Raw genomic sequence first — 23,924 nt, forward strand, 5'->3', positions numbered from 1 at the left:
ATATTCAATCAACTTACTGAATTTAAATTTATATCTCAGCAATATTTGTCACTATTTTCATTAGTGAGTTAAATGGATTATAAATTCAAATCTTAAAAATTAAATTTTATGTCCAAAAGAAGAGGAGTGATATTATAAGTAGAAAAATAATTGTTTCACCTCAAATAATTAATACGTTAGAGCAAAATAATGAGCCGTGGTGAATAAAGGAAAGATATAAATTTTTTATTTATATTAATCAAGTATGTAAACATGTTCAAAATATTCCAAATTATTTTGACTACAAAGGGCTTTATAAAGATAAACTTAAATCCACTTCAAACAATTTCACCGGTGGTTCACCCAAATACACATATACCGGCAGCATATTAGGAATAGGGAGCATCACTACCTACTTTATCCAAACCACTTTCTCGGCTGACATGATAGCCCAGAGCCGTCATCCTGCCGATTTTTTCATCTTCTGATCCAGTAAAAATGAACACGAGTCGGTGCCTTATCGAACCGTTCGACAATTTCACTAAGATGATATCGATTTAAGTAATCCTCTTCGCCCTCATTCAATCCTGATAAATAAAACAGTTCCATTAATCCGACTGTCAACGAATTCAGTACCTCCATCCTGCGACCAGCACTGATAACGCATCAGCAATGCCTCACCACACTGCGGGTAGTTGCAGCCACGGCGGTAACAACGGCTTCGGCCTTATTTTTGCCACCGTTAAACACCGTTTATACCACGGTAATTTTTTATCCTGCGGTTTATCCGGTTCGGGCAGGTGTTTGTTACCCCGCGGAGGCTGTTCGCTCTTTGGCGCCGTTATTAACGCGAAATATGATATGCCACCGGCAATAATATACGTGCCGGAACGCTTACCACAGGTGGTTTTGTCACCAACGAGTAGATAATACTCTATTGCCATCTATTCATTCCTTATTTACTAATCACATAAAACGTGGGTCTAATCGAAATTTTCACAATATTATTACTACTTAAGAATTAATTTATGATTAATAATACAAAAAATTTTTGTTAAAAAATATATAAATATTCTGAAATTGATGAAAATCAAGTCAATATTTTGTCTCCGACGTTACCCCACCAGTATCGTCAAAGCAGAAAATCATTGATAAAAACCACAAGAAATAGGGTAAGAATCTGATTGTGACAAACATCTAAGTGGAACTTGAAATGCAACTTTATATCTCGAGCTATACCATTTTAAGTAAGTTTTTTATTTAATTATTCTTCAAAAATTTAATTTCATAGAATTTACCTAACCTTAATTTTATTTAAGAATAACTATTGTCAACAGCAGAAAAATTCAGACGCGGTTTTTAGGCAGAAAACTCCATATAGTTGATTATTCTGACAATTCCACAATATATTTTACCAGATTAAAATGACCAATATATGCCGTTTAAAAAGCATTCTTTAATTGATCGAATATTATTCCGATTAAATGCCATTTTTTCGCCTTTATTCTGCTCCAAAGATAACACCTTCTATTTCATTCTATTACCGATCATCGTTATAACAACCACTCTTTCATACTTCGGTTAATGACAGAAAGTTTTTGACCTACATCACTTAATTAATTATGACTTAAAAATCCCATTCATTAATTTTACTGTTTAGTAATCAAATTAAAATGTTTCCATACAAAATAGTACTTTACGTTATATTCATTAATGTTAAAAGTCTCATTGTTTAACAATAAAAGGTTTAATTAATAAATATATGTATTTTGACGAGCAAGTTATTATATTCTATTATATTACCAAGGCATTCTAAGTATAATTAGTTAGCAAACATGTCAGATAACAACCGAAATAATCGTTCAGGAGTCACCAATGCAACATATAAAAAACAGACCTAACAATATCACTCCACAATTAATTCATATGTGGGAAAACAGTGATGAACCTTGGGGAGCTAAAGATCTCCAATCAAGATTCATTTATGCCAACTCCGCCTTTTATCAACTACTCAATTTGCCGGAAGAGTTCGATATTAGCGGGCTTTCAACAGGTGAATTACCTTCACCTATTGCAGAATATGAAAAAGAATGCCACAGTCAGGATCAAAAAGTTATTCAAACAATGCAACGCGTTAGTTCACTGGAAACGCATCCATTTGAAGAACATAAGATTAAACAAATCTATCTTTGTAATAAATACCCACTTTGTGATGAAGATGGCAATTGTATTGGGATCATTTTTCATATGTGCAAAACCCAAAACTTTTCTACTGCTTACTACCATGAAAAAACTCCTCCGGCAACGTTGGAATTTATCACCCCTAATGACAAACTGACGCAAACTGAATGGGAAGTTCTCTTTCTGACCCTGCGCTCATTAGATGAAGATAAAATCGGTGAAGAGTTAATGATAAGTACCGAAGATGTGGTGAATCATATTCAATCGATTTACCAAAAATTTAATTTGCCACTACATGCAGAATTGGAAGATTTCTGTAGAGAAAATAAACTTGATCTTTATATCCCAGCAAGATTCGTCACTCTTGGTAGTTTAGAGTTAAATTGATTATAAGATTAAATATCAATGGCTAGAGAAAAAAGGAGTAATAACATGGATAATAAATTAATTATTTCATCTCAAGTTATTAATACATTGAGGCAAAGTAATGATCCTTGGGGAATAAAGGATAAAAACTCATGCTTTATTTATGGTAACCTGGCATTAAAATCTCTTAAGAACTTTTCAAGTTCATTTGAATTTGAAGGACTTTATGAACACGAATTACCTTGGGATGGGTCCGAATTTGCCAAAGAATACATAGATCATGATCGAAAAGTTATGGAAAAAGAAGAAAGAGTATGTTTGCTTCTAACACATACTTTTGGAAAAGAACAAATTCTGTCATCTTATTTTTTTGAAAAATATCCTCTCTATCATGAAGACGGAAGCTGTATGGGAACGATATATCATGGTTGGCAAGCTCAGGATTTCTCATTCACCCGACTATTTCATGGAAAATTGCCAGCCAATATTATGTTCCAAACACCAACTGACCTCTTTACTCAACGGGAATGGGATGTTATTTTTCTCCTGTTACAAAAATATACCAGTAAGCAAATCGGTAGAATGTTAAATATTTCCTACCGTACCGTTGAAACCCATATCTCACGCATATATAAACGCATTGATGTTCACTCTAGTCGTCAATTGGAAGAATATTGTCGTACAAATGATTATGATCTCTATGTACCAGAAAGATTTGTGCATCCAGAAAGCAGAATGTTTCTTTAACACTTAGATTACAAAGGAGCTTTTACTAATATGAAAAAGAGCTATGCAATATTACCTCAAAATATTAACACCATAGAAATGAGCAATGAACCGTGGGGAATACAGAATAGCTCTTCGAACTTTATCTACGGCGACTCTGATACAAAAAATTCATTCGTAATTTCATACAACCATTTAATTATAAAGGGTTTTATGATCATGAACTACCCAAAGGTCTGGGATAGTCGTGAGTTAAATTGATTATAAGATAAACAGCAAAAACCTGATTTTAAGGCTAGAGAAAAAAGGAGTAATAATATGGACAAAAAATTAATTATTTCACCTCAAATCATTAATATAATGGAACAAAGTAATGATCCTTGGGGAATAAAAGATGAGAATTCATGCTTTGTCTATGCCAACCAAGCATGTAAAAATATTCTCAATATTTCATGTTCTTTTGACTTTGAAGGACTTTATGATCATGAACTACCTTGGATCGGGGCCGAATTTGCCAAAGAATATATAGCTCATGATCAAAAGGTGATGGAAAAAGAAGAAAGAGTATGTTCCCTTGAAACTAACACATATGGAAAAAGGCAAATTCTATCATCTTACTTTTTCGAAAAGTTACCTATTTACCCTGATAGTAGCTGTATGGGAATTATATATCATGGTTGGCCAGCTAAAGATTTCTCATTCACCCGGCTATTTCGTGGGAAACTGCCAGCATCTATTATATTCCAGCCACCTACTGATCTCTTTACTCAACGAGAATGGGATGTTATTTTTCTGTTGTTACACAAATATACTAATAAGCAAATCGGTAAGATGCTAAATATTTCCTACCGTACCGTTGAAACCCATATCTCACGTATATATAAACGAATTGGTGTCCACTCCAGTTACCAATTAGAAGAATATTGTCGTACGAATGATTATGATCTCTATGTACCAGAAAGGTTTGTGCATCCAGAAATCAGAATATTTTCTTAATTCTTAGATTAGAGGAGTTATCACTAATATGAAGAAGAACTATGCAATATCACCTCAGATTATTAACACCATAGAAATGAGCAATGAACCGTGGGGAATACAGGATAGCTCTTCGAACTTTATCTGCGATGATTCAGCTACAAAAAATTTATTCATACTTTAAACAATTGTTTGATCATAAAGAGTTTTATGATCATGAACTACCCCAAGGTCTGGGATAGTCGTGAGTTAAATTGATTATAAGATTAAATATCAATAATCGAATTTTAAGACGAGGGAGAGGAATGATACTATGAATAGCGAGATGATTTCACCGCAAATTATTAATACCATGCAGCAAAGCAATGAACCTTGGGCAATCAAAGACAAAAACTCATGTTGGATTTTTTGTAATTCGGCACTTAGACAAATGCAAAATATCCCAGATTTATTTGATTATGAAGGGAAATATGATAGTGAGCTCCCCTGGAACGGGGCTGAATTTGCCAAAGAATTCGTTATGCACGATAAAAGTGTTATGAAACAAGGAAACAGAATATGTTCACTTGAAACACATACATATGGGAAAGATAAATTTCTATCATCTTATTTTTCGGAAAAATATCCAATCTATAATGATGAAAACGAATGTATCGGTATCTTTATTCATGGATGGAAAGCCCAAGATTTCTCATTCATTCGCCTATTTCATGGAAAACTTCCGGCGTCTATATTATTTCAACCACCGACCGATCTCTTTACTCAACGGGAATGGGATGTTATTTTTCTTCTATTACAAAAATATACCAGTAAGCAAATTGGTAGAATGTTAAATCTCTCCTACCGTACCATTGAAACCCATATTTCACGCATATATAAACGCATTGATGTTCACTCTAGTCGTCAATTAGAGGAATATTGTCGCACCAATGATTATGATCTCTATGTACCAGAAAGATTTGTGCATCCAGAAAGCAGAATGTTTCTTTAACGCCTAGATTACAAAGGAGCTTTTACTGATATGAAAAAGAGCTATGCAATATCACCCCAGATTATTAATACAATAGAAATGAACAATGAACCGTGGGGAATACAGGATAGCTCTTCAAACTTTATCTACTGTAATTCAGCGACAAAAAAATTTATTCATAACTCTAAACAACTAATTGATTATGAAGAGTTTTATGGTCATGCATTACCCTAGGTTATGGCGTAGTCGTGAGTTAAATTGATTTATAAGATCAAAAATCTAATTTTAAAGCTAGAGCAAAAAGGAGTAATAACATGGATAATAAATTAATTATTTCATCTCAAATCATCAATACAATGGAGCAAAGTAATGATCCTTGGGGAATAAAAGACAAGAATTCATGCTTTATTTACGGTAATTCAGCTACAAAACAGTTCATTCATGACTTTAAAAAATCATTTGATTATGAAGGACTTTATGATGATGAACTAGACTGGGATGGAGCTGAATTTGCAAAAGAATTTATTGCTCATGATAAAAGTGTAATGGAAAGAGGAGGAAGGGTATGTTCTCTTGAAACACATTTGTTTGGCAAAGACAAATTTCTGTCATCTTATTTTTGTGAAAAAACCCCTATTTACCATGATAACGGGGATTGTATAGGAACTATATATCATATGTGGAAGGCTCAGGATTTCTCATTCACCCGGCTATTTCATGGAAAACTGCCAGCATCTATTATGTTCCAACCACCGACTGATCTTTTTACTAAACGGGAATGGGATGTTATTTTTCTCCTATTACAAAAATATACTAGTAAGCAAATCGGTAGAATGTTAAACCTTTCCTACCGTACCGTTGAAACCCATATTTCACGTATATATAAACGGATTAGTATTCACTCTAGTCGTCAATTAGAAGAATATTGTCGCACCAATGATTATGATCTCTATGTACCAGAAAGGTTTGTGCATCGAGAAAGTAGAATGTTTCTTTAACACTTAGATTACAAAGGAGCTTTTACTGATATGAAGAAGAGCTATGCAATATCATTTCAAATTATTAACACAATAAAAGTGAATAATAAACCGTGGGGAATACAGGATAGCTCTTCGAAATTTATTTACGGAGACTCGGTTACAAAGAATTTATTCACACTTTTATACAACCATTTGATCATAAAGGGTTTTATGATCATAAACCACCCTAAGATCTGGGATAATCGTGAGTTAAATTGATTATAAGATTAAACAGCAAAAACCTAATTTTAAGGTTAGAGAAAAAAGGAGTAATAACATGGATAATAAACTAATTATTTCACCTCAAATTATTAATACAATAGATCAAAGTAATGCCCCTTGGGCAATAAAGGATAAAAACTCATGCCACATTTATGTCAATCAAGCATGTAAACGTATTCTCAATATTCCATGTTCTTTTGACTTTGAAGGGCTTTATGATCATGAATTACCCTGGGATGGAGCCGAATTTGCTAAAGAGTACATCGCTCATGATCAAAAAGTGATGGAAAAAGAAGAAAGAGTATGTTTGTTCTTAACACATACTTTTGGAAAAGAACAAATTCTTTCATCTTATTTTTTTGAAAAATACCCTCTTTATCATGAAGACGGAAGCTGTATGGGAACGATATATCATGGTTGGCAAGCTCAGGATTTCTCATTCACTCGGCTATTTCATGGAAAATTGCCAGCCAATATTATGTTCCAACCACCGACCAATCTCTTTACCCAACGGGAATGGGATGTTATTTTCCTCATGTTACAAAAATATACCAGTAAGCAAATTGGTAGAATATTGAATCTTTCCTACCGTACGGTTGAAACCCATATTTCGCGTATATATAAACGGATTGGTGTTCACTCTAGTCGTCAATTGGAAGAATACTGTCGTACAAATGATTATGACCTCTATGTACCAGAAAGATTTGTGCATCGGGAAAGCAGAATGTTTCTTTAACCATTTGATTAAAAGGAGTTCTACTAATATGAAAAAGAACTATGTTATATCACCTCAGGTTATTAATACAATGGAGCAAAGTAATGAACCCTGGGGAATAAAAGATAAGAATTCATGCTTTATTTATTCCAATCAAGCATGTAAACATGTTCAAAATATTCCAAGCTCTTTTGACTATGAGGGGCTTTATGATTATGACCTTCCCTGGGATGGAGCCGAATTTGCTAAAGAATACATGACCCACGACAGAATGGTGATGGAAAAAGAAGAAAAGGTGCGCTCACTTATAACACAAGTACATGGAAAAGAACAAATTCTGTCATCTTATTTTTTTGAAAAGTACCCTTTTTACCATGAAGATGGAAGCTGTATAGGAACGATATATCATGGCTGGCAAGCACAGGATTTTTCATTTACCCGGCTATTCCGAGGAAAACTGCCAGCATCTATTATGTTCCAGCCACCGACCGATCTCTTTACCCAACGGGAATGGGATGTTATTTTCCTTTTTTTACAAAAATACAACAACAAGCAAATCGGTAGAATGTTAAATCTTTCCTATCGTACGGTTGAAAATCATATCTCACGCATATACCAAAGAATTGGAGTTCATTCCAGTTATCAATTGGAAGAATACTGTCGCACGAATGATTATGATCTCTATGTACCAAAAAGATTTGTGCATCCAGAAACCAGAATGTTCCCTTAATCATTATATTAAAAGGAGTTCTACTAATATGAAAAACAACCATGTAATATCACCTCAAGTTATTAATACAATGGAGCTGAGTAACGAGCCTTGGGGAATAAAAGATAAAAACTCATGCTTTATTTATGCCAATCAGGCATGTAATCGTGTTCAAAATATTTCACGCTCCTTTGACTATGAAGGTCTTTATGACTATGACCTTCCCTGGGATGGTGCCGAATTTTCTGAAGCGTACATGACCAATGATAAAATAGTAATGGAAAGAGAAGAACGAACATGTTCACTTGTAACTCATAAATTTTTTAAAGAACAAATTCTGTCATCTTATTTTTTTGAAAAATACCCTCTCTATCATGAAGACGGAAGTTGTATAGGAACGATATATCATGGTTGGCAGGTTCAGGATTTCTCATTCACCCGGCTATTTCGTGGAAAACTGCCAGCAAATATTATGTTCCAACCACCAACCGAACTATTTACCCAACGGGAATGGGATATTATTTTTCTTTTTTTACAAAAATATGACAGTAAGCAAATTGGTAGAATGTTAAATATTTCCTACCGTACCGTTGAAAACCATATTTCACGTATATACAAACGGATTGGAGTCCACTCTAATTACCAATTGGAAGAGTATTGTCGCACCAATGATTATGATCTCTATGTACCAGAAAGGTTTGTGTATCCAGAAAGTAGAACGTTTCCTTAATTCTTTAAATTAAAAGGTATTGTTACTAATATGAATAAGAACTATGCAGTATCACCTCAGATTATTAACACAATAGAAATGAGCAACGAACCGTGGGGAATACAGGGTAGTTCTTCAAATTTCATCTACGATAATTCAGTTACAAAAAAATTTATTCATAATTTTAAAAAATCATTTGATTATGAAGGATTTTATGATCATGAATTGCCCAGGGATGGAGCCGAATTCGCCAAAGAGTACATAACTCATGATCAAAAAGTGATAGAAAAAGAAGAAAGAGTACGTTCACTTATAACATGTACATTTGGAAAAGAACAAATTCTTTCCTTTTATTTTTTTGAAAAATACTCTCTTTATCATGAAGACGGAATCTGTATGGGAACGATATATCATGGCTGGCAAGCTCAGGATTTCTCATTCACTCGACTCTTTCATGGAAAATTACCAATAAATATTATGTTCCAGCCACCAACCGCTCTCTTTACTCAACGGGAATGGGATATTATTTTCCTCATGCTACAAAAGTATACCAGTAAGCAAATCAGTAGAATGTCAAAGATTTCCTATCGTACGGTTGAAACCCATATCTCGCGTATACATAAACGGATTGGTGTTCACTCTAGTTATCAATTAGAAGAATATTGTCGTACCAATGATTATGATCTCTATGTACCAAAAAGATTTGTGTATCCAGAAACCAGAATGTTCCCTTAACCATTAGATTAAAAAGAGTTCTATCAATATGAAAAACAACCATGTAATATCACCTCAAGTTATTAATACAATGGAGCAAAGTAATGAGCCGTGGGGAATAAAGGATGAAAATACACGCTATATTTATGTCAATCGGGCATGTAAGCGTCTTCAAAATATTTCAAGTTCTTTTGACTATGAGGGGCTTTATGAGCATGAATTGCCCTGGGATGGAGCCGAATCTGCAAAAGAATACATGGCCCATGATAGAAAAGTGGTGAAACAGGAAAAAAGAATATGTTCACTTGAGACACATGTACATGGAAAAGAACAAATTCTGTCATCCTACTTTTTTGCAAAATATCCTCTTTATCATGAAGACGGGAGCTGTATGGGCATTATATATCATGGTTGGCAAGCTCAGGATTTTTCATTTATCCGGCTATTTCATGGAAAACTGCCGGCATCTATATTATTTCAGCCACCAACCGATCTCTTTACTCAACGGGAATGGGATGTTATTTTCTTCATGCTACAAAAGTATACTAGTAAACAAATCGGTAGAATGTTAAGTATTTCCCACCGTACTGTTGAAACCCATATTGCACGAATATATGAAAGAATTGGTGTTCACTCTAGTTACCAATTGGAAGAGTATTGTCGCACCAATGATTATGATCTCTATATGCCAAAAATTTTTGTCCATCCAAAAAGTAGAATGCTTCTTTGACATTTCGATTAAAAGGAGTTGTTACTAACATGAATAATAACTATGTCATATCATTTAATGATTATTAATATATACCGAATGAACTTCAAGATGCTTGAGCCGTCAGACATAAAAATATTTAAATTCAACAATATAATTGTTTTTCAAACATGCACTTTGAAGTATCTTGAGTATAATGAAGCAAAGCAATGAACCTTGGAGAATAAAGGATAAAAACTCATGTTTTATTTATGTTAATCAGGCATATAACCGTCTTCACAACATTTCAAATTCTTTTAACTACGAAGGGCTTTATGATGATGACCTTCCCTAGGATACAGCCGAATTTGCTAGAGAACACGTGACTCAAGATAAAATAGTGATAGAAAAAGAAGAAAGAATATATTCACTTGAAACACATCTATTTGGAAAAGAGCAAATTTTGTCATCCTATTTTTGTGAAAAATATCCACTTTACCATGAAGATGGAAGCTGTATAGGAACGATATATCATGGTTGGCAAGCTCAGAATTTTTCATTCACCCGGCGATTTCATGGAAAATTGCCGACATCTATTATGTTCCAACCATCAACCGATCCCTTGAATCAACGGTAATAGGATGTTATTTTTCTAATGTTACACAAGTATACCAGTAAGCAAATCGGTAGAATATTAAGTATTTCCTACCATATAGTTGAAACTCATATCTCGTGTATATATAAGCAGAGCGGTGTTAACCTTTATATTAAAAGGAGTTCTTACTAATATGAATAAGATCTATACAGTATCAACTCAGATTATTAATACAATGGAGCAAAGCAATGAACCCTGGGGAATAAAGGATAAAAGCTCATGCTTCATTTATGGTAACCTGTCATTAAAATTTATTAAGAACCTTTCAAATTCATTTGAATTTGAGGGACTCTATGATCATGAACTACCTTGGACTGGGGCCGAATTTTACAAAGAGCGCGTAGCTCATGATAGAAAAGTCATGGAAAAAGAAGAAAGAATATGTTCTCTTGAAACACATGTATTTGGTAAAGATAAATTTCTGTCATCTTATTTTTGTGAAAAAACACCTCTTTATCATGAAGATGGTAGCTGTATGGGAACTATATTTCATGGTTGGCAAGCCAAGGAGTATTCATTGACCTACCTATATCAATATTATGATAAATTACCCTCATCCATTCTACTCCAACCACCTTCGGATCTTTTTACTCAACGGGAGTGGGATATTATCTTTCTCTTCTTACAGAAGCAATCTAGAAAACAGATCGGGGAAATATTGAATATCGCCTATCGTGAGGTTGAAGAACATATGGCAAGGATATATCGTAAAATCGGGATTCACTCTAGTCAGCAGTTGGAGGAATATTGTCGAACCAATAATTTTAATCATTACATCCCAGAAAGGTTTCTATTGTCTTAGATTACGTATTATTTCCCAGTTTCTACACACTACCTTTATTAATTATTTATTGATAAAATATATGGCCCTATGGAAACAGGCTTTTTTCAACGGAACATTTCCATTCAATAGTTTAAAAAAGCAATAATTATCTTAAAGGATATTTATGAATAAATCAGGATTAGAAAAAGCCCCTTTTATTACCCGTCAGTTTACACATGTATGGGACAGAAGCCCTGAACCGTGGTTTGTAAAAGATAAAGAATCCCGTTTTATTTACGCAAATACAAAGTTCATTAAAGTCATTAAGTTACCTGAAAACTTTAATATTATAGGTCACGCCATCGAAGAATTACCAACACCAGTTAATGGTTTTGCTCACTATTTTAAAGAACATGATCGCAGAGTCTTAGAATGTATGCAACGAGTATGCTCTGTCGGCACTTATCCTCAAGGTAATGGTCGACCGCCTAAATCCTATTTTTGCGAGAAGTACCCATTAATGGGGGAAGATAATCAATGTATGGGCATTATTTCCCATGCCAGAGAAATAGAACACTTTACAGTGTCCCATTATATTAAGAATCATACCCCAATATCTGCCTGTCCCAGACCACCTAATGATTTACTAAACGAGAAAGAGTGGGTAGTTATTTTTCTATTTTGCTGCGGTATGAATAATAATGATACGGCCGTTGAAATGAATGTTTCATGCCATTCGGTGGAAAAACATTTTGAAAGTATCTATGAAAAATTATCGGTCAGTTCACTGACAGAGTTACGAGCACTTTGCAAAGAGAATGGTTATGACCTCTATATGCCACCAAGGTATTTTCTATCTATAGGCCATTTTATATTATAAGTGATTTATTTTACTATTAACTGTTACTTACCTCATTGATTAATTTTGTTAATAATTAGGAATACAATTAATGATATCGCCAACTTTTACATTAATTCAAGGTTTATAAGCCTTGATATCGATTTCCCCATACTCAGAAAATATTGCACATATTTTGGATGACAGACGATATATACCGCCGATTGTGGCGGATGTTGCTGCATCCAGAACAATCTTCTGCCTCTATTTTAGCCTTTTATTACAACAAGGCGACGGCCTGTGCACAGCTTTGACTCAGGAGCCTTATCACTGTCTCAGCACCGCTTCGATTGGGATTTATCCTTATCATCCGTTTCTCTAACGTGGGATCAGACTGACGGAATGTACCGGACAACCGGTAAAACAGCGGCGGTATGTCGAATTTCGATTCGGCACCCACCGGATAAGGCAGCGCACCAAGCTTATGAGCAACATGAAGTACCTGCTCGGCAATCTCATCATAAAACTCCACCAGCAATACTTTCGATTGCGCATTGGCGATAAACGCCCGTTTTACCTGTGGAATAACTCCCTGATTAAGCCGGACCACTAATGTTTCATTCACCTGAGCCTGTACAGCATGCATCACCGGGGCAAATACCAATCCACGCAATACTTCCAATGCCTGAAATCCCTGTACCTGACTGCCGCCGGAATACATATTACGCCGGATGCGCTCTATTGCCGCTTGCTGGCCGACTACGACACCAACACCTTGCGGACCAAATAGTTTAAAGCTGGAGAAGGCCGATAACGCAGCCCCCCATTCACAACCGATATGTTCCACTTTCATGGCTGCATAGTTATCGTCAACCAGAACCGGTAGTGATACAGCATTCATCAGCGATATAATTTCTGCCAATTCATAAGCATCATCAATTTTCTGTCGCGTGTGTTGTACCAACCCCGCCACCGGCGAATGTTGCAAAATCGCAGCCCGTATCTGTTCAGATTGATTGAAATCGGCCCGAACCAGATGCAAACCCATTTGCTCGGCAGTAACCGCTGTCGAAGGATATAACGGCGCATCATGAACCAGCAGGCTATCGCCCGCGTTAAGTAATGCCGCCAGCCCACAACGTATTGCGCCGGTTCCCGCCCCTTGCACTAACACAGCCGCTTCAGCGGCAAAGAAATCTGCGATAACCTGTTCAACTCGTTGTGTCACTTGTGGCCGATTCAATCCCGGCACCAGCCCTAAATCTCCGGTGGTGAGAAAATCCGCGCCGGGAAAATGGCGGCAAATAATATCAACTAAACGAAACTGCTTGTGCTGCGCCTGTTCCATGCTCAGACTAGGTAATGGATATGTGTTCAATATCTGTTCTCTCGTGTTCTTTCGCACTTCCCCCTCTATTTTTATCATCACAAAATAAAGGGGAAAATTTACGCAATTAACTGATGCCCACCAGATAAATGACGTTGGCCAGTACACCCACCACAATCGTTGCAATAGGCCCAATCGCCATTTCAACCAAAGGACGTTTAGCCGTGCGGTTGAGCAAATAAATGCCCGCCACCACCATGAAGCCCATACCCGGCAAAATGGCATTGGAAGCCATCATTCCCCCCACCAATAGGGCAACTTCCAACATGCGGGTAATGACGGTACGAATATGTTCACCACAAGCTTTAACGCCAGGATATTTATCCAACCAGATAGCAATTCTTGCCAGTAGTTTGATTTCCATAAACATAATCACACTGCCAGCAATGAAGGCAATCCACAGATTATTGGTCACTAATCCCGCGACAAATACAAATTTCATGCCGACCGGGCTATAAACCCCTGTAGCAATGGCGGTCATACCAACCAACGGCACAAAACTGATCGCTCTGGCAAGCGCCACCAGCATAGCATTAGCCCCTTCCCCCTGCGCCATCAGTTGCAGTGATACAGGCCCTTCCGCCAGCAGACTAAGCGACATCGAAGCCGCTACAGCGGTCAATCCCCCACTGAATACCAGCAACCAGATGTTATTTTGAATACGCTGTATCCGCGTGGAAAATAATCCAACCAGCATCTCATTCGCTCCCTTGGCCGAAGCAGATCCCTCGCCAGCTTTGGGTGCACGCTGTTTCATAGCAAAATAGAACATTACTATCATCGAAATCAGTAGGGCCATCCCGTTAGGGTCCAATTGCACCGGTTTGCTCAGGGCGCCGCCAAAACTCAATGATCCTACGGCTTTCGTCGCGATATACCCCACCAATGTCGCAATCAGCACCCATATTCCTTTGCCATATCCATATTGATAGGCCACCACAATCGCAGGAAATAATGCAAAGCAGGCCACAATAGGATCGCCGACTTTACTCAGGTTGCCCATGAAATTAACCGGCAAATGGGCAAAGATATCGACAACAGATCGTAAACCGGTCATCAGGGCAACGGCATATAGCGCCCCCAAGATAGCGGAAAGTATGAAACCTTTTTTGCTGTTTGCACTCCAGGTACCAATAACATCGGTTCCCAATAATAAACTATGCACCAAAATAATCGGGGCGGTCAGCGAGAACGGAATACCAAAGCCGATAACCAGACCAAAACTTAGGGCAAAACTGGTGGCCGCCAAGGTTTTACGATTCATACGCCCTTCCAGATGTTCCGGCATTAAAGGACGTAGCCCATCATGAAATACCGCAATACCACGGTTAGCCATCATGGCAGATATTCCACCGATCACCGCTAACAAACCGGCCTTAAATGGATCAATTTCCATTAAACGAGTGAAAAATTCATATTCCATTTTCCTGTCCTCATGAAGAAAAAATAGCCCCGATAACAATTGGAATAACTGCGCCTATATCCTGACCAGTAAAACCAAATGCGATTTTCCCCGCGTTAACATGGGCAATAATTTCTTCATCAGGCAGGATCTTGCCTGGCATACTGATGGTCGCGCATTTATCAATACCAACAATAGCAATTACCATCGCCAAAGCGCCTCCACCTGTATTACAGGCCCCCAAATAGTAATCCGCATTACCACTCTTAAGCGCTATCGCGGCATCTATGTCGCCCATCACGGTAATGGATGAGACTTTATCCCCGGCCAGACGGCGTAAAGTTTCAGCAATTTTTTCTTTCTCAATTTGTCCTCCAATAACAAATCTCATCTGTTTTTCCTTTAGTTGAAAAATAGCGTTGGGTTATCACGTAACATCAAATTAATATCGGTTTGCGTTAATCCGGCCTCTTTTAACATCGGCACAAAGGTGGTGATCAAATAGGCAAAACCATTGCCGCCATTAGCTCTTAAGTGAGAACGACGGGTAATATCCATCGATAACATGACGCGGTTAAGTAAGCCACGTTGGGCCAGGGTCTTTAACATGGTGATCCGCTTTTCATCCGGGTAGTAATCGTTTTTGCCAATCGTGTCGAACTGGATGTAAGCACCCTGCTCAATGATACGCAAAATATTGTCCAGATTATCTTTAAGATCACAGTGACCAATAACTACGCGTTCAGCATCTACACCGTGCTTTTTCAATAATTTCAGTTGTTCAAGACCCATCGTGCTTAATGTCGTATGCGTCGAAACAGGCCGCCCAGTTTCCAGATGGGCTATAGCCGCAGCATGGAATACTTTCTCTTCATCAGGCGTAATTACTCCTTTGCTGGAACCAATTTCCCCAATTACTCCGGCTTTCAACGTTGTACCATCGATACCCTGTTCAATCTCAGTGATCATTTCATCCGCCAGTTGTCGAGCGGTGGTATGTGCTACATGCTCAGGAAAAAAGGCAGATTGGTAATAGCCAGTAGAAACTATTACATTAATGCCGGAGTCCCGCATCAGATCCAGCATAAACTGTGGGTTACGTCCCATGTAACGATTGGTCATCTCCACAATATTGTGTACACCCAAGCTGACCAGTGTTTTCATCTCTTCGCAAATCAGGTCGTACTGATCCAGTCGGCAGTCAATGTTGTTTTTAAATGATGATAAATCGAGGTGCAGGTGCTCATGCGCATAGGTATAGCCAGATGCGTCAATTCTGTTTTGCTGAGTCATAAGTAAGGTGGTCCGAAGATAAAAAAGAGGATGAAGGTGAAAAGGATGGAAGTGCATCTATTCACAGGTCATTTTTTCTCCATTAATCAGAATAGGGTTTCCCTGGCTGTCATAAAGCCCTTCCAATACCGGATGTCCTGACTGGATACCGCTAACCAACGCCACATCACTGCGAGTAGCAAATATCTGGGTGCGAAAGCACAACATAACAGCACAACCGACCGGAAATTCACCGCTCAGGGGGAAATGGTAATCAATACTGGCGTCATCCATCGGTAACAGGCGAGTGGAGGTGATCTGACCGTTTGGCAGGAATATCAGTGCATTATGCGCCCGTCCACGACGATAATAACCGCCGCCATAACAATAACTGTTGCCGTTAAATCGGTGAGATATTTCTGTCAGATAGAGCATAGCAATGCGTTCTGGCTGCTCTCCCCGATAATTGGCAAGGATTGTTCCTGTTAGCGCATGTCCCGGCTCGGTATGGGTAACACCATACTTTGCCAGTAACGGCAGTGTGCTACAACTTGACGCCGACGGCGCATTTATCTGCGTCACCTCAACCCCTGCCTGTCGTAAAATGTCCTTTGCTTTCAGTAAAGTAAATAAGTTTGGCGCCGGCAGTGTCTGCTGCTGGACGTCTTGCCACAACAAGCAAGGAAAATGTGTCAACCCTGTCAGTTTTACACCGGGCATCGCCATAATGCGCTGAACGACGGTGTTCAATTCCGATAAATGAAAACCCGCTTCCTGACCAGGATATAAATGATCATGATCATCATAGACTTTCAGCATAATGGGTTGCACATTTCCCTCACGTTGCGCAAAACTGGAAATTTCCTCCGCTTTTTCTAAAGAAAATACTGTGATCACTTCCGGATGTTGTTGCATCACTGAAGAGAGCATATTGCGAGGAATCTGTACCAGGTGGCCTACATGAGTCACCGGGATCTTCCCGTTCATCAAGACTCTGGCTTCTTTAAAATCCACCGCGGTAACGCCCTGATAACCCAATTCTAGCAGTTTACGTGCCAACCAGGCGTTACGACCAACCTGTTTGGTCATCAGGTAGAGAGCGATACCATGATGCTCCGCTACCGCAAGCAATCGTCTGGCATTGTCTAAAACCTGATCAACGTCAATAACATAAGTATCTGGCAGCAAGGCTCCTTGCGCCCATAACATCTGGGCTGCCTCAATTAGTGCCGGATTTTGTTTGTTCAGCGCATGCATAAACATGCTGTACCTCCTGTACTTCTTCGGCGATCAATGCCACTATAAAAACCTAGATGTTAAATCATCATTTTTTTGAATATTTGATGGAAAAAAAAAATTTCCCTCATCTCTGTTGGAGTTACCACTGCCCCTTAGCCGCCCAAAGGCTAAACAAATTTACCAGAAGGTACCCCTCCTCACAGGGATGTAATTGCACGTCAAAATGTGCCAACAGCGAAGCGTTAATCTCTTGCAAATGAGAAAAAACACTCGATTGACGCACTTCCATCAACAGCTCAATATCCATTGAACTGATTTGTTCTCCCCGGCGTGAGCGCATCAACGCATTAGCCATATGTGTTATTACTATTTCCCCTAGTGCATTTCTGACAGGGATTTTCCAATCATTTTCAAGCTGCGCCACAACCTGTAACATGCCATCATGGATATCCTGATCAATGACATTTCCTTGACAGAGTAGATTCAGTCGATTTTCCATTTCGTGAACCTCCCTACATGCCAAATTAATAACTTGGGTCCTGCTGGCCTGCCAGTACACGTTGTTGATGAGCCAACAACTCTGTTTTATTCACCATAGTACGTAAAAGTTGTTGAATCAAAATGTCATCAGTTCTGGTTAAAACCACCGCCTCGGAAGCTTGGATAAAACATGCGCTTCCACGGAGCGGTACTGCAATAAGTTCCCTAGAACTAAGTTCAATTTCTCTGCTAACGTTCCAGATCACCGCGTCAATGTCACCTTTCGCCACTTTATACAGGCTCTCGTGGTAAGAGATATCCACCAACGTGATATCCTGCCCGGCAAAGTACACTTCAGTCATGATCTTCTGGTCGGCAGAACGATGATCCAGCCCAACACGACGAATATTATGTTCACCCCCTTTGCGATAAATCAGTTGGTGTGCCCCAACATAGGTCTGTGGCCCCAATTCAAGTACAACGCGGACATCACCCTGCTCCAGATAAGTCTGCGCCGCCAAATGTGATACCACCGCCAAGTCATAAATACCGCTACGCAAGCATTCCATCCTGGCATCTGAACCTCTCATATGGGCGAAGTAAAACGGAATGCCCTCAAATTGCGCTTTCAAGCCGCTCGCCAATCCTTCATACAATCGGGTATAAGGCAGCGGCATCGCACAAACCACGTTACTAATGTCAGCATGGGCTAATAGCGCTTTGTGATCCACACTAACCAAATAGCTGCCATTGCGCCCCCGCCGTTCCACGTAAACCGCGCCAGAACTCTCCAGTTTTTTTAATGCAAACTGAACTAGCCCAACAGATAACCCATAGTCAGATGACAGCTCTTCAATCGTCTTCAACCGATTACCGCAATGCTCACCTAGCAGATAACGCGCCAGACACGCCTGAGCAACCCCCTCTTTTTTTTAACAGACCGCGACTCATAATAATTCTTCATTTTTTTGAATGTATTTATATCTAATTTAAGCAGGCAAATAACAATCGGAAAATAGCAAAAATGCGAATGAGGTCACGAATAAGTAGATAATTTCCTGTAATTTCAATGAGTTTAATTCAATAACTAATAATTTCTGTTTTTTATGCTTTAGTTGTGGTCGTTTCTGGGCGCTTAAGCAGTGCATAGATCAATCCTGCCAACAGGGTACCGACAATAATCGACATCAAATAACCCAATATCGGTGTGATGGCTCCGGGGATCAACAGTACAAACAGGCCACCGTGCGGCGCCATCAACTGCGCACTCACTGCCATAGAGATCGCTCCCGTCACTGCACCGCCAACGATACAACATGGGAGCACACGCATCGGGTCGCGGACAGCAAAAGGAATCGCGCCTTCGGAAATAAAACACAGGCCCAACACCAATGCGGCTTTACCACTTTCCCGCTGAACGTTATCGAACTTCTGCCGGGCAATTAGGGTCGCCACCCCCATTGCCAGCGGTGGAACCATCCCCGCGGCCATAATGGCAGCCATTGGCGCATAGGTTTGCGAACTAAGTAAGCCGACACCAAACGCATAGGCCGCTTTGTTTATCGCTCCCCCCATATCAGCACACATCATTCCACCCAAAATAGCCCCTAGCAGGAGCGCGTTGGTTGTCCCCATATTAGAAAGCCAGTACGTTAGCCCCGCCATGATACCGGCGACGGGTTTACCAATAACATAAATCATAATCAGACCGGTGATCAGGCTGGCAAATAGCGGAATAATCAAAATCGGTTTCAACGCTGCCATACTCTGCGGCAGTTTCACCTTGGTACTGAGAAACTTCGCTATGTAACCGGCGAGGAAACCCGCGATAATACCGCCAAGAAATCCCGCGTTCGTGCTAGTTGCCAGCATGCCGCCAATCAAACCAGGCGTCAGACCTGGGCGATCAGCGATCGAGAAAGCAATGTAACCTGCCAGTACGGGGACCATCAGAGCAAAAGCTGAACCACCCCCGATTTGCATCAGCGCGGCTGCCAATGTACCCGGCTCTTTAAATGCAGTGATGCCAAAAGCAAATGAGAGCGCGATACACAGACCACCCGCCACTACCATCGGCAACATATAAGAGACGCCGGTCAACAGGTGACGATAGATGCCGTTATTCTTTTCTCCTTGTCCGCTTTTAGTACTATTCTGCATACTATTCTGCGTACTATTCTGCCCTGTCGGCTGGAAAGGTTTAGCTTCGACCAACGCTTTATCAAACTCTTGCGCTGTTTTCTTCAACGCCAGCCCGGTGGAGGTACGGTACATAGGTTTTCCTGCAAATTTCTCCAGATCTACGTCAATATCTGCAACGATCAACACCAGATCCGCTTTTGCCACCTCTTCCGGTGTAATAACATTGCCCGCCCCTACCGAACCGCGGGTTTCCACTTTTACCCACCAGCCACGCTTTTTGGCTTCGATTTCGATAGCTTCAGCGGCCATAAAGGTATGTGCCACACCAGTAGGACAGGCAGTAACCGCGACAATGCGTTTTATATCACCACCGCTGTCAGTTGCCGGTATCTGGTACGGTTGTGCATCGGTTTTTGCCTGCTGAAAGAAATCTTTCGGCGCATGCAATGCCTGTTCCGTATCGCCGAGATAAACAAGCTTACCGTTCAGTGCGTTATCGGTGGGAACGCAATTGCCGGTCACGACCACCAAATCGGCTTCGGCTGGATCTTCTGTTAGTATCAGTCCGTTTTCCTCCGCAGAGGCACTGAGAATTGTTTTCACCAGATAACTTCCGGCAAGTCCGAGTGAAGGATCAATGATAAGCAATGTTTTCATCATGCTTCTCCTGCTATTAGTTCAAAGGGTTGTAGATCGACGCGCGCCATTTTCACAGTCAACTAGGGATTTTTACTTACACGGCCCTTCCCCCAAACCGGAAATAATCGCTTCACCAATGGCAGCTATCGCCTGCTGCGCATCATCGCCATTAGCAGTAATATGAAGCCGGTGCCCTTTTTTAGCGCCCAATGCCATGATTTTCATCAAACTGCGGCCGTTTACCGGTTGACCCACGCCATCAAGATTGATGATGGTAATTTCACTGGAAAATTGCCGGATAACATTAACCAACACGGCGCCAGGGCGAGTATGTAAGCCATGTTCGTTGCACAGGACAAATTCTCCACTGGATATCGCGCTCCGCGCCTGTACGCCACTGGTCAGTAATGCCAGCACTGTCGGCGCATCAGCTTTCAGCAAACATTCCGCTTTTTGTGCTAATAACAAGTTACCCAGGCGATGTAACACGTTTAGCGGCTGGTCGTCAGCAACCGCAACGGTCAATAACATCACCACCGGTTCGTTGTCCCGCGTGAACAATCGGCTCACTGCCACAGCGCTGGTTAAATTACCGTCGGGACTATCGCTTAACCAAATGCCCTGCCCAAGATCCAATGGCTTACTGTTAATCACTTTGCTGACAAAAGTCGTATCCACCGCCCCCACTTGCTGTAACCGCCCGGCATTTAATGCCTGTAGCGTCATCAAATCGCGGGCGTTAACATCTAGCGTAATCAGGCTGGTATCGAATTTAAACTCAGGCTGCTGAACTTCGCCCATTAGCAATCTATGCAGCGCCTGCGCTGACTTAACAGTTTTTAGCTGTTCAGCAATACGATCATCGCTCAGTAGGTGCGTTAACTGACGCAGTAGTGCCAAATGTTCATCGGAACGTGCGGCGATACCAATAACCACATAACACATCGCCCCTTGATCCCATTCAACACCCTGTGAAAAGTGAAATACCTGTACATCGGTTTTCATGACCAGATCGCGAGTATCTAGCGTGCCATGTGGAATGGCGATACCGTTGCCAAGGTAGGTAGAAATTTGATTTTCACGTTGCAACATGCCGTCAACATAGGCATCGCTGACATTACCATTAGCGGCTAGCATAGCCGCTACCTGACGAATAGCATCCTCTTTACTGGTTGCAATTGCGCCAGTATGAATATTTTGCAGAGCCAACTGGAACATAATTTTCTCCCTATTACCAAAATAGAATCGTTTCAGTTTACGCAGAGAAAAAAGCATTAAGTCCATAAAAAGAAAAAGAGATAAAAAAACTGAAACGTTTCAACGAGTGTGAAACATGAATAATTTTCATTCAATACTTATGTGAAATAAAATCGCAATTTTTTGAGATTACTCACATTTTTCCTGCTATCACTTTTTGCCTACCTCCCCCAAGGGATTTGGTAAACCAATAACTTTGCCATTCACCAACCCTCCTAAATTGGTACAGACCTACGTCAGAACGGGTAGTTAAAGAAATAAATTATTAAACCAAAATCGATAAGATATTAGGGAACGACTAGCAGAATGAGTTACGCCGGAGAAATATCATTTTTTCCAAGATCAGGAACAATTATTTGAAAAAATGCTGTATGAAAGGTCTGATATTATTTCAGAAATTTGTCAACGCGATACTTTATTTTTACAGACAGATCTTTGTCATCCCTATTCTCTAAATACAATCACGCTGTTTAAGAGGGTTTTTATGTATGCGCCTTAACAGGCGCATACATCAGAATCGCTTATTCAGTTGAACAAGCATTTTCCTGCGGGACGTAATCAAAGTGCAATTCTCGTTGCCGATTCCTTTTTACACCCCAAACACCGTGGAAACGCTCCGCATTACTGGCGGTATATCGCACAGTATGGCGAATATTACTGTGCCCAAGATAATCTTGTATCAACCGAGTATCTATCCCTCTATCCGCAAGCGCAAAACCACAGGCATGCCGCAACATGTGCGGATGCGAATCTATGGAAATCTTAGCCAATCGTCCAAATTGGTTAATAAGTTGATAAACGCGCTGGCGAGTCAGTGGGTTTCCGCTACGTGACAGAAACAACCAATCACTTTCTGCCCCTCGGAAGGTTTTACGGACTTTTAGCCACTCTTTGATCGCCTGGATTTCATAACCCAAAAGAGGATGAATAGTAGAAAATCCGCCTTTTAAACGCCGGATATACAAACTGCCATCATCCAAATCCAGATCAGATAACCGTAGATATCTGGCTTCACTAACACGTAAGCCATGAACAAAGCTCATGTATACCAGACAATAGTCGCGCGCCCCATTAGGACTCTTTTTCGCCACTTCCAGTATTCTTTCCACTTCGTATTGCGTTAGATGTCTTCGTTGACCCATTATGGTCTATCCCAAATATTCTTTGTTTTAACGCATGTAATACACTGCGTTATCTGTAACTGATTGAGACCCAGAACCAACCCTAAATCCCCCATAGTAAATAAACCTGCGCCGGAATGGCGGCAGATGATTGTATGAAATCTCTGTTTCTGTACTTGATCTATGTTCAAGCTGCGTAACGGATAGATATTCAATGTCTGTTCTCCGGTAATCCCCCCTATTCTTACCATCCCTAGGTTAAAAGAAAAATAGTGATTCAATTAACCGATTCCCACCAAATAAGGCTTTTTGGCTAGAATTACCAACAAAAATCACTGCAATAAGTTCAATAACCATTTTAACAAAAGGACGTATCAGTCGATTAATTTCTGGTTCAAATCACTAAGGAAGGATGTTGATGCAGCGATATTTGTCGGCTTTCGATAAACATTCAATCTCTCTATCTTGCCGAATAAAACCCAGCCGACAGTAAATTTAACAAATTGGTAACACTAGTAGATGATCCTCTATGTAGAATGATTTGGTATATCAGCTAGATACAATATTCAGCTTTCCAAATCACCACTAGATTTCAGCCATGTCACCACAATGATGTTATTTACTATCTAAACCCCGAACATTATGACTCATTATTGTCCTCTTCTGCCAATCCTTTGTAACAAAAATTGATTTGCGAATACACTCACACGTTTAAAAGTTACATGTTACTTTTTCAGTCATTTGTTATTTAAAACA

Annotated in this window: 23 protein-coding genes and 1 pseudogene; 13 read left to right on the plus strand and 11 right to left on the minus strand. The window is 39.8% G+C overall.

The features are described 5' to 3' along the window. Nucleotides 1-656: 656 nt before the first annotated feature. Complete coding sequence (locus C6H66_RS27440; RefSeq protein ID WP_181150194.1) at nt 657-923, minus strand: hypothetical protein; 267 nt, start codon at nt 921-923, stop codon at nt 657-659. A 931-nt stretch (nt 924-1,854) separates the two neighbouring features. Between C6H66_RS27440 and C6H66_RS11905 the strand changes: the two genes are divergently transcribed. The 13 genes and pseudogenes from C6H66_RS11905 (at nt 1,855) to C6H66_RS11985 (ending at nt 12,271) form a co-directional block, all read left to right on the plus strand. Beyond that, the gene (locus tag C6H66_RS11905) at nt 1,855-2,547 is read left to right on the plus strand and encodes a PAS domain-containing protein (protein WP_105395700.1); all 693 of its coding nucleotides are present in this window, start codon (nt 1,855-1,857) and stop codon (nt 2,545-2,547) included. Nucleotides 2,548-2,592: 45 nt separating this feature from the next. Then, entirely contained in the window at nt 2,593-3,273 is a 681-nt protein-coding gene (locus tag C6H66_RS11910; RefSeq protein WP_105395701.1) for a helix-turn-helix transcriptional regulator, read from the plus strand. A 297-nt stretch (nt 3,274-3,570) separates the two neighbouring features. Further along, nucleotides 3,571-4,248, plus strand: coding sequence for a PAS and helix-turn-helix domain-containing protein (locus C6H66_RS11920; RefSeq protein WP_105395702.1), 678 nt, complete (start codon nt 3,571-3,573; stop codon nt 4,246-4,248). A gap of 292 nt (nt 4,249-4,540) precedes the next feature. Then, entirely contained in the window at nt 4,541-5,218 is a 678-nt protein-coding gene (locus C6H66_RS11930) for a PAS and helix-turn-helix domain-containing protein (protein ID WP_105395703.1), read from the plus strand. A 293-nt stretch (nt 5,219-5,511) separates the two neighbouring features. Continuing rightward, on the plus strand, nt 5,512-6,195 hold the full coding sequence (locus tag C6H66_RS11940) for a helix-turn-helix transcriptional regulator (RefSeq protein WP_065389422.1): 684 nt from the start codon (nt 5,512-5,514) through the stop codon (nt 6,193-6,195). Nucleotides 6,196-6,493: 298 nt separating this feature from the next. Beyond that, nucleotides 6,494-7,174 carry a helix-turn-helix transcriptional regulator gene (locus tag C6H66_RS11950; RefSeq protein WP_105395704.1) on the plus strand — a complete coding sequence of 227 codons (681 nt, stop codon included), beginning with the start codon at nt 6,494-6,496 and terminating at the stop codon, nt 7,172-7,174. A gap of 28 nt (nt 7,175-7,202) precedes the next feature. Continuing rightward, a complete protein-coding gene (locus tag C6H66_RS11955) occupies nt 7,203-7,883 on the plus strand; it encodes a helix-turn-helix transcriptional regulator (protein ID WP_105395705.1) in 681 nt (226 codons plus the stop codon). A 28-nt stretch (nt 7,884-7,911) separates the two neighbouring features. Then, nucleotides 7,912-8,592, plus strand: a complete 681-nt coding sequence (locus tag C6H66_RS11960) for a helix-turn-helix transcriptional regulator (protein WP_105395706.1) — start codon at nt 7,912-7,914, stop codon at nt 8,590-8,592. A 30-nt stretch (nt 8,593-8,622) separates the two neighbouring features. Continuing rightward, a complete protein-coding gene (locus C6H66_RS11965; RefSeq protein ID WP_105395707.1) occupies nt 8,623-9,306 on the plus strand; it encodes a helix-turn-helix transcriptional regulator in 684 nt (227 codons plus the stop codon). 28 nt (nt 9,307-9,334) lie between these two features. Further along, complete coding sequence (locus C6H66_RS11970; RefSeq protein ID WP_105395708.1) at nt 9,335-10,015, plus strand: helix-turn-helix transcriptional regulator; 681 nt, start codon at nt 9,335-9,337, stop codon at nt 10,013-10,015. Nucleotides 10,016-10,190: 175 nt separating this feature from the next. After that, nucleotides 10,191-10,733, plus strand: a pseudogene (locus C6H66_RS26785) (helix-turn-helix transcriptional regulator); the annotation flags it as partial. 28 nt (nt 10,734-10,761) lie between these two features. After that, entirely contained in the window at nt 10,762-11,430 is a 669-nt protein-coding gene (locus tag C6H66_RS11980; protein WP_105395709.1) for a LuxR C-terminal-related transcriptional regulator, read from the plus strand. Between the two features lie 145 nt (nt 11,431-11,575). Next, entirely contained in the window at nt 11,576-12,271 is a 696-nt protein-coding gene (locus tag C6H66_RS11985) for a helix-turn-helix transcriptional regulator (protein ID WP_105395710.1), read from the plus strand. Nucleotides 12,272-12,509: 238 nt separating this feature from the next. On the opposite strand, the gene C6H66_RS11990 is transcribed toward C6H66_RS11985, so the two are convergent. The 10 genes from C6H66_RS11990 to C6H66_RS12035 all read right to left on the minus strand — a co-directional run bounded on the left by C6H66_RS11990 (nt 12,510) and on the right by C6H66_RS12035 (nt 23,189). After that, on the minus strand, nt 12,510-13,607 hold the full coding sequence (locus tag C6H66_RS11990) for an aminotransferase class V-fold PLP-dependent enzyme (protein WP_105395780.1): 1,098 nt from the start codon (nt 13,605-13,607) through the stop codon (nt 12,510-12,512). Between the two features lie 76 nt (nt 13,608-13,683). Beyond that, a complete protein-coding gene (locus C6H66_RS11995) occupies nt 13,684-15,039 on the minus strand; it encodes a YhfT family protein (protein ID WP_105395711.1) in 1,356 nt (451 codons plus the stop codon). Between the two features lie 10 nt (nt 15,040-15,049). Continuing rightward, the gene (locus C6H66_RS12000; protein WP_105395712.1) at nt 15,050-15,409 is read right to left on the minus strand and encodes a DUF2620 domain-containing protein; all 360 of its coding nucleotides are present in this window, start codon (nt 15,407-15,409) and stop codon (nt 15,050-15,052) included. 11 nt (nt 15,410-15,420) lie between these two features. Continuing rightward, nucleotides 15,421-16,311, minus strand: a complete 891-nt coding sequence (locus tag C6H66_RS12005; protein WP_046394676.1) for a phosphotriesterase-related protein — start codon at nt 16,309-16,311, stop codon at nt 15,421-15,423. Between the two features lie 57 nt (nt 16,312-16,368). Then, on the minus strand, nt 16,369-17,553 hold the full coding sequence (locus C6H66_RS12010; RefSeq protein ID WP_105395713.1) for a YhfX family PLP-dependent enzyme: 1,185 nt from the start codon (nt 17,551-17,553) through the stop codon (nt 16,369-16,371). A 115-nt stretch (nt 17,554-17,668) separates the two neighbouring features. Then, nucleotides 17,669-18,028: a hypothetical protein gene (locus C6H66_RS12015; RefSeq protein WP_036775457.1), complete on the minus strand. Its 360-nt coding sequence runs from the start codon at nt 18,026-18,028 to the stop codon at nt 17,669-17,671. Between the two features lie 25 nt (nt 18,029-18,053). Beyond that, the gene (yhfZ, locus tag C6H66_RS12020; protein WP_105395714.1) at nt 18,054-18,914 is read right to left on the minus strand and encodes a GntR family transcriptional regulator YhfZ; all 861 of its coding nucleotides are present in this window, start codon (nt 18,912-18,914) and stop codon (nt 18,054-18,056) included. Nucleotides 18,915-19,113: 199 nt separating this feature from the next. Then, the gene (fruA, locus tag C6H66_RS12025; RefSeq protein ID WP_105395715.1) at nt 19,114-20,808 is read right to left on the minus strand and encodes a PTS fructose transporter subunit IIBC; all 1,695 of its coding nucleotides are present in this window, start codon (nt 20,806-20,808) and stop codon (nt 19,114-19,116) included. A gap of 72 nt (nt 20,809-20,880) precedes the next feature. Then, nucleotides 20,881-22,008, minus strand: coding sequence for a fused PTS fructose transporter subunit IIA/HPr protein (gene fruB / locus C6H66_RS12030; protein ID WP_105395716.1), 1,128 nt, complete (start codon nt 22,006-22,008; stop codon nt 20,881-20,883). A gap of 560 nt (nt 22,009-22,568) precedes the next feature. Further along, complete coding sequence (locus tag C6H66_RS12035; protein WP_052739380.1) at nt 22,569-23,189, minus strand: tyrosine-type DNA invertase; 621 nt, start codon at nt 23,187-23,189, stop codon at nt 22,569-22,571. Between the last annotated feature and the right edge of the window lie 735 nt (nt 23,190-23,924).

This window comes from Photorhabdus hindustanensis, from assembly GCF_002968995.1.
Classification (GTDB): domain Bacteria; phylum Pseudomonadota; class Gammaproteobacteria; order Enterobacterales; family Enterobacteriaceae; genus Photorhabdus; species Photorhabdus akhurstii.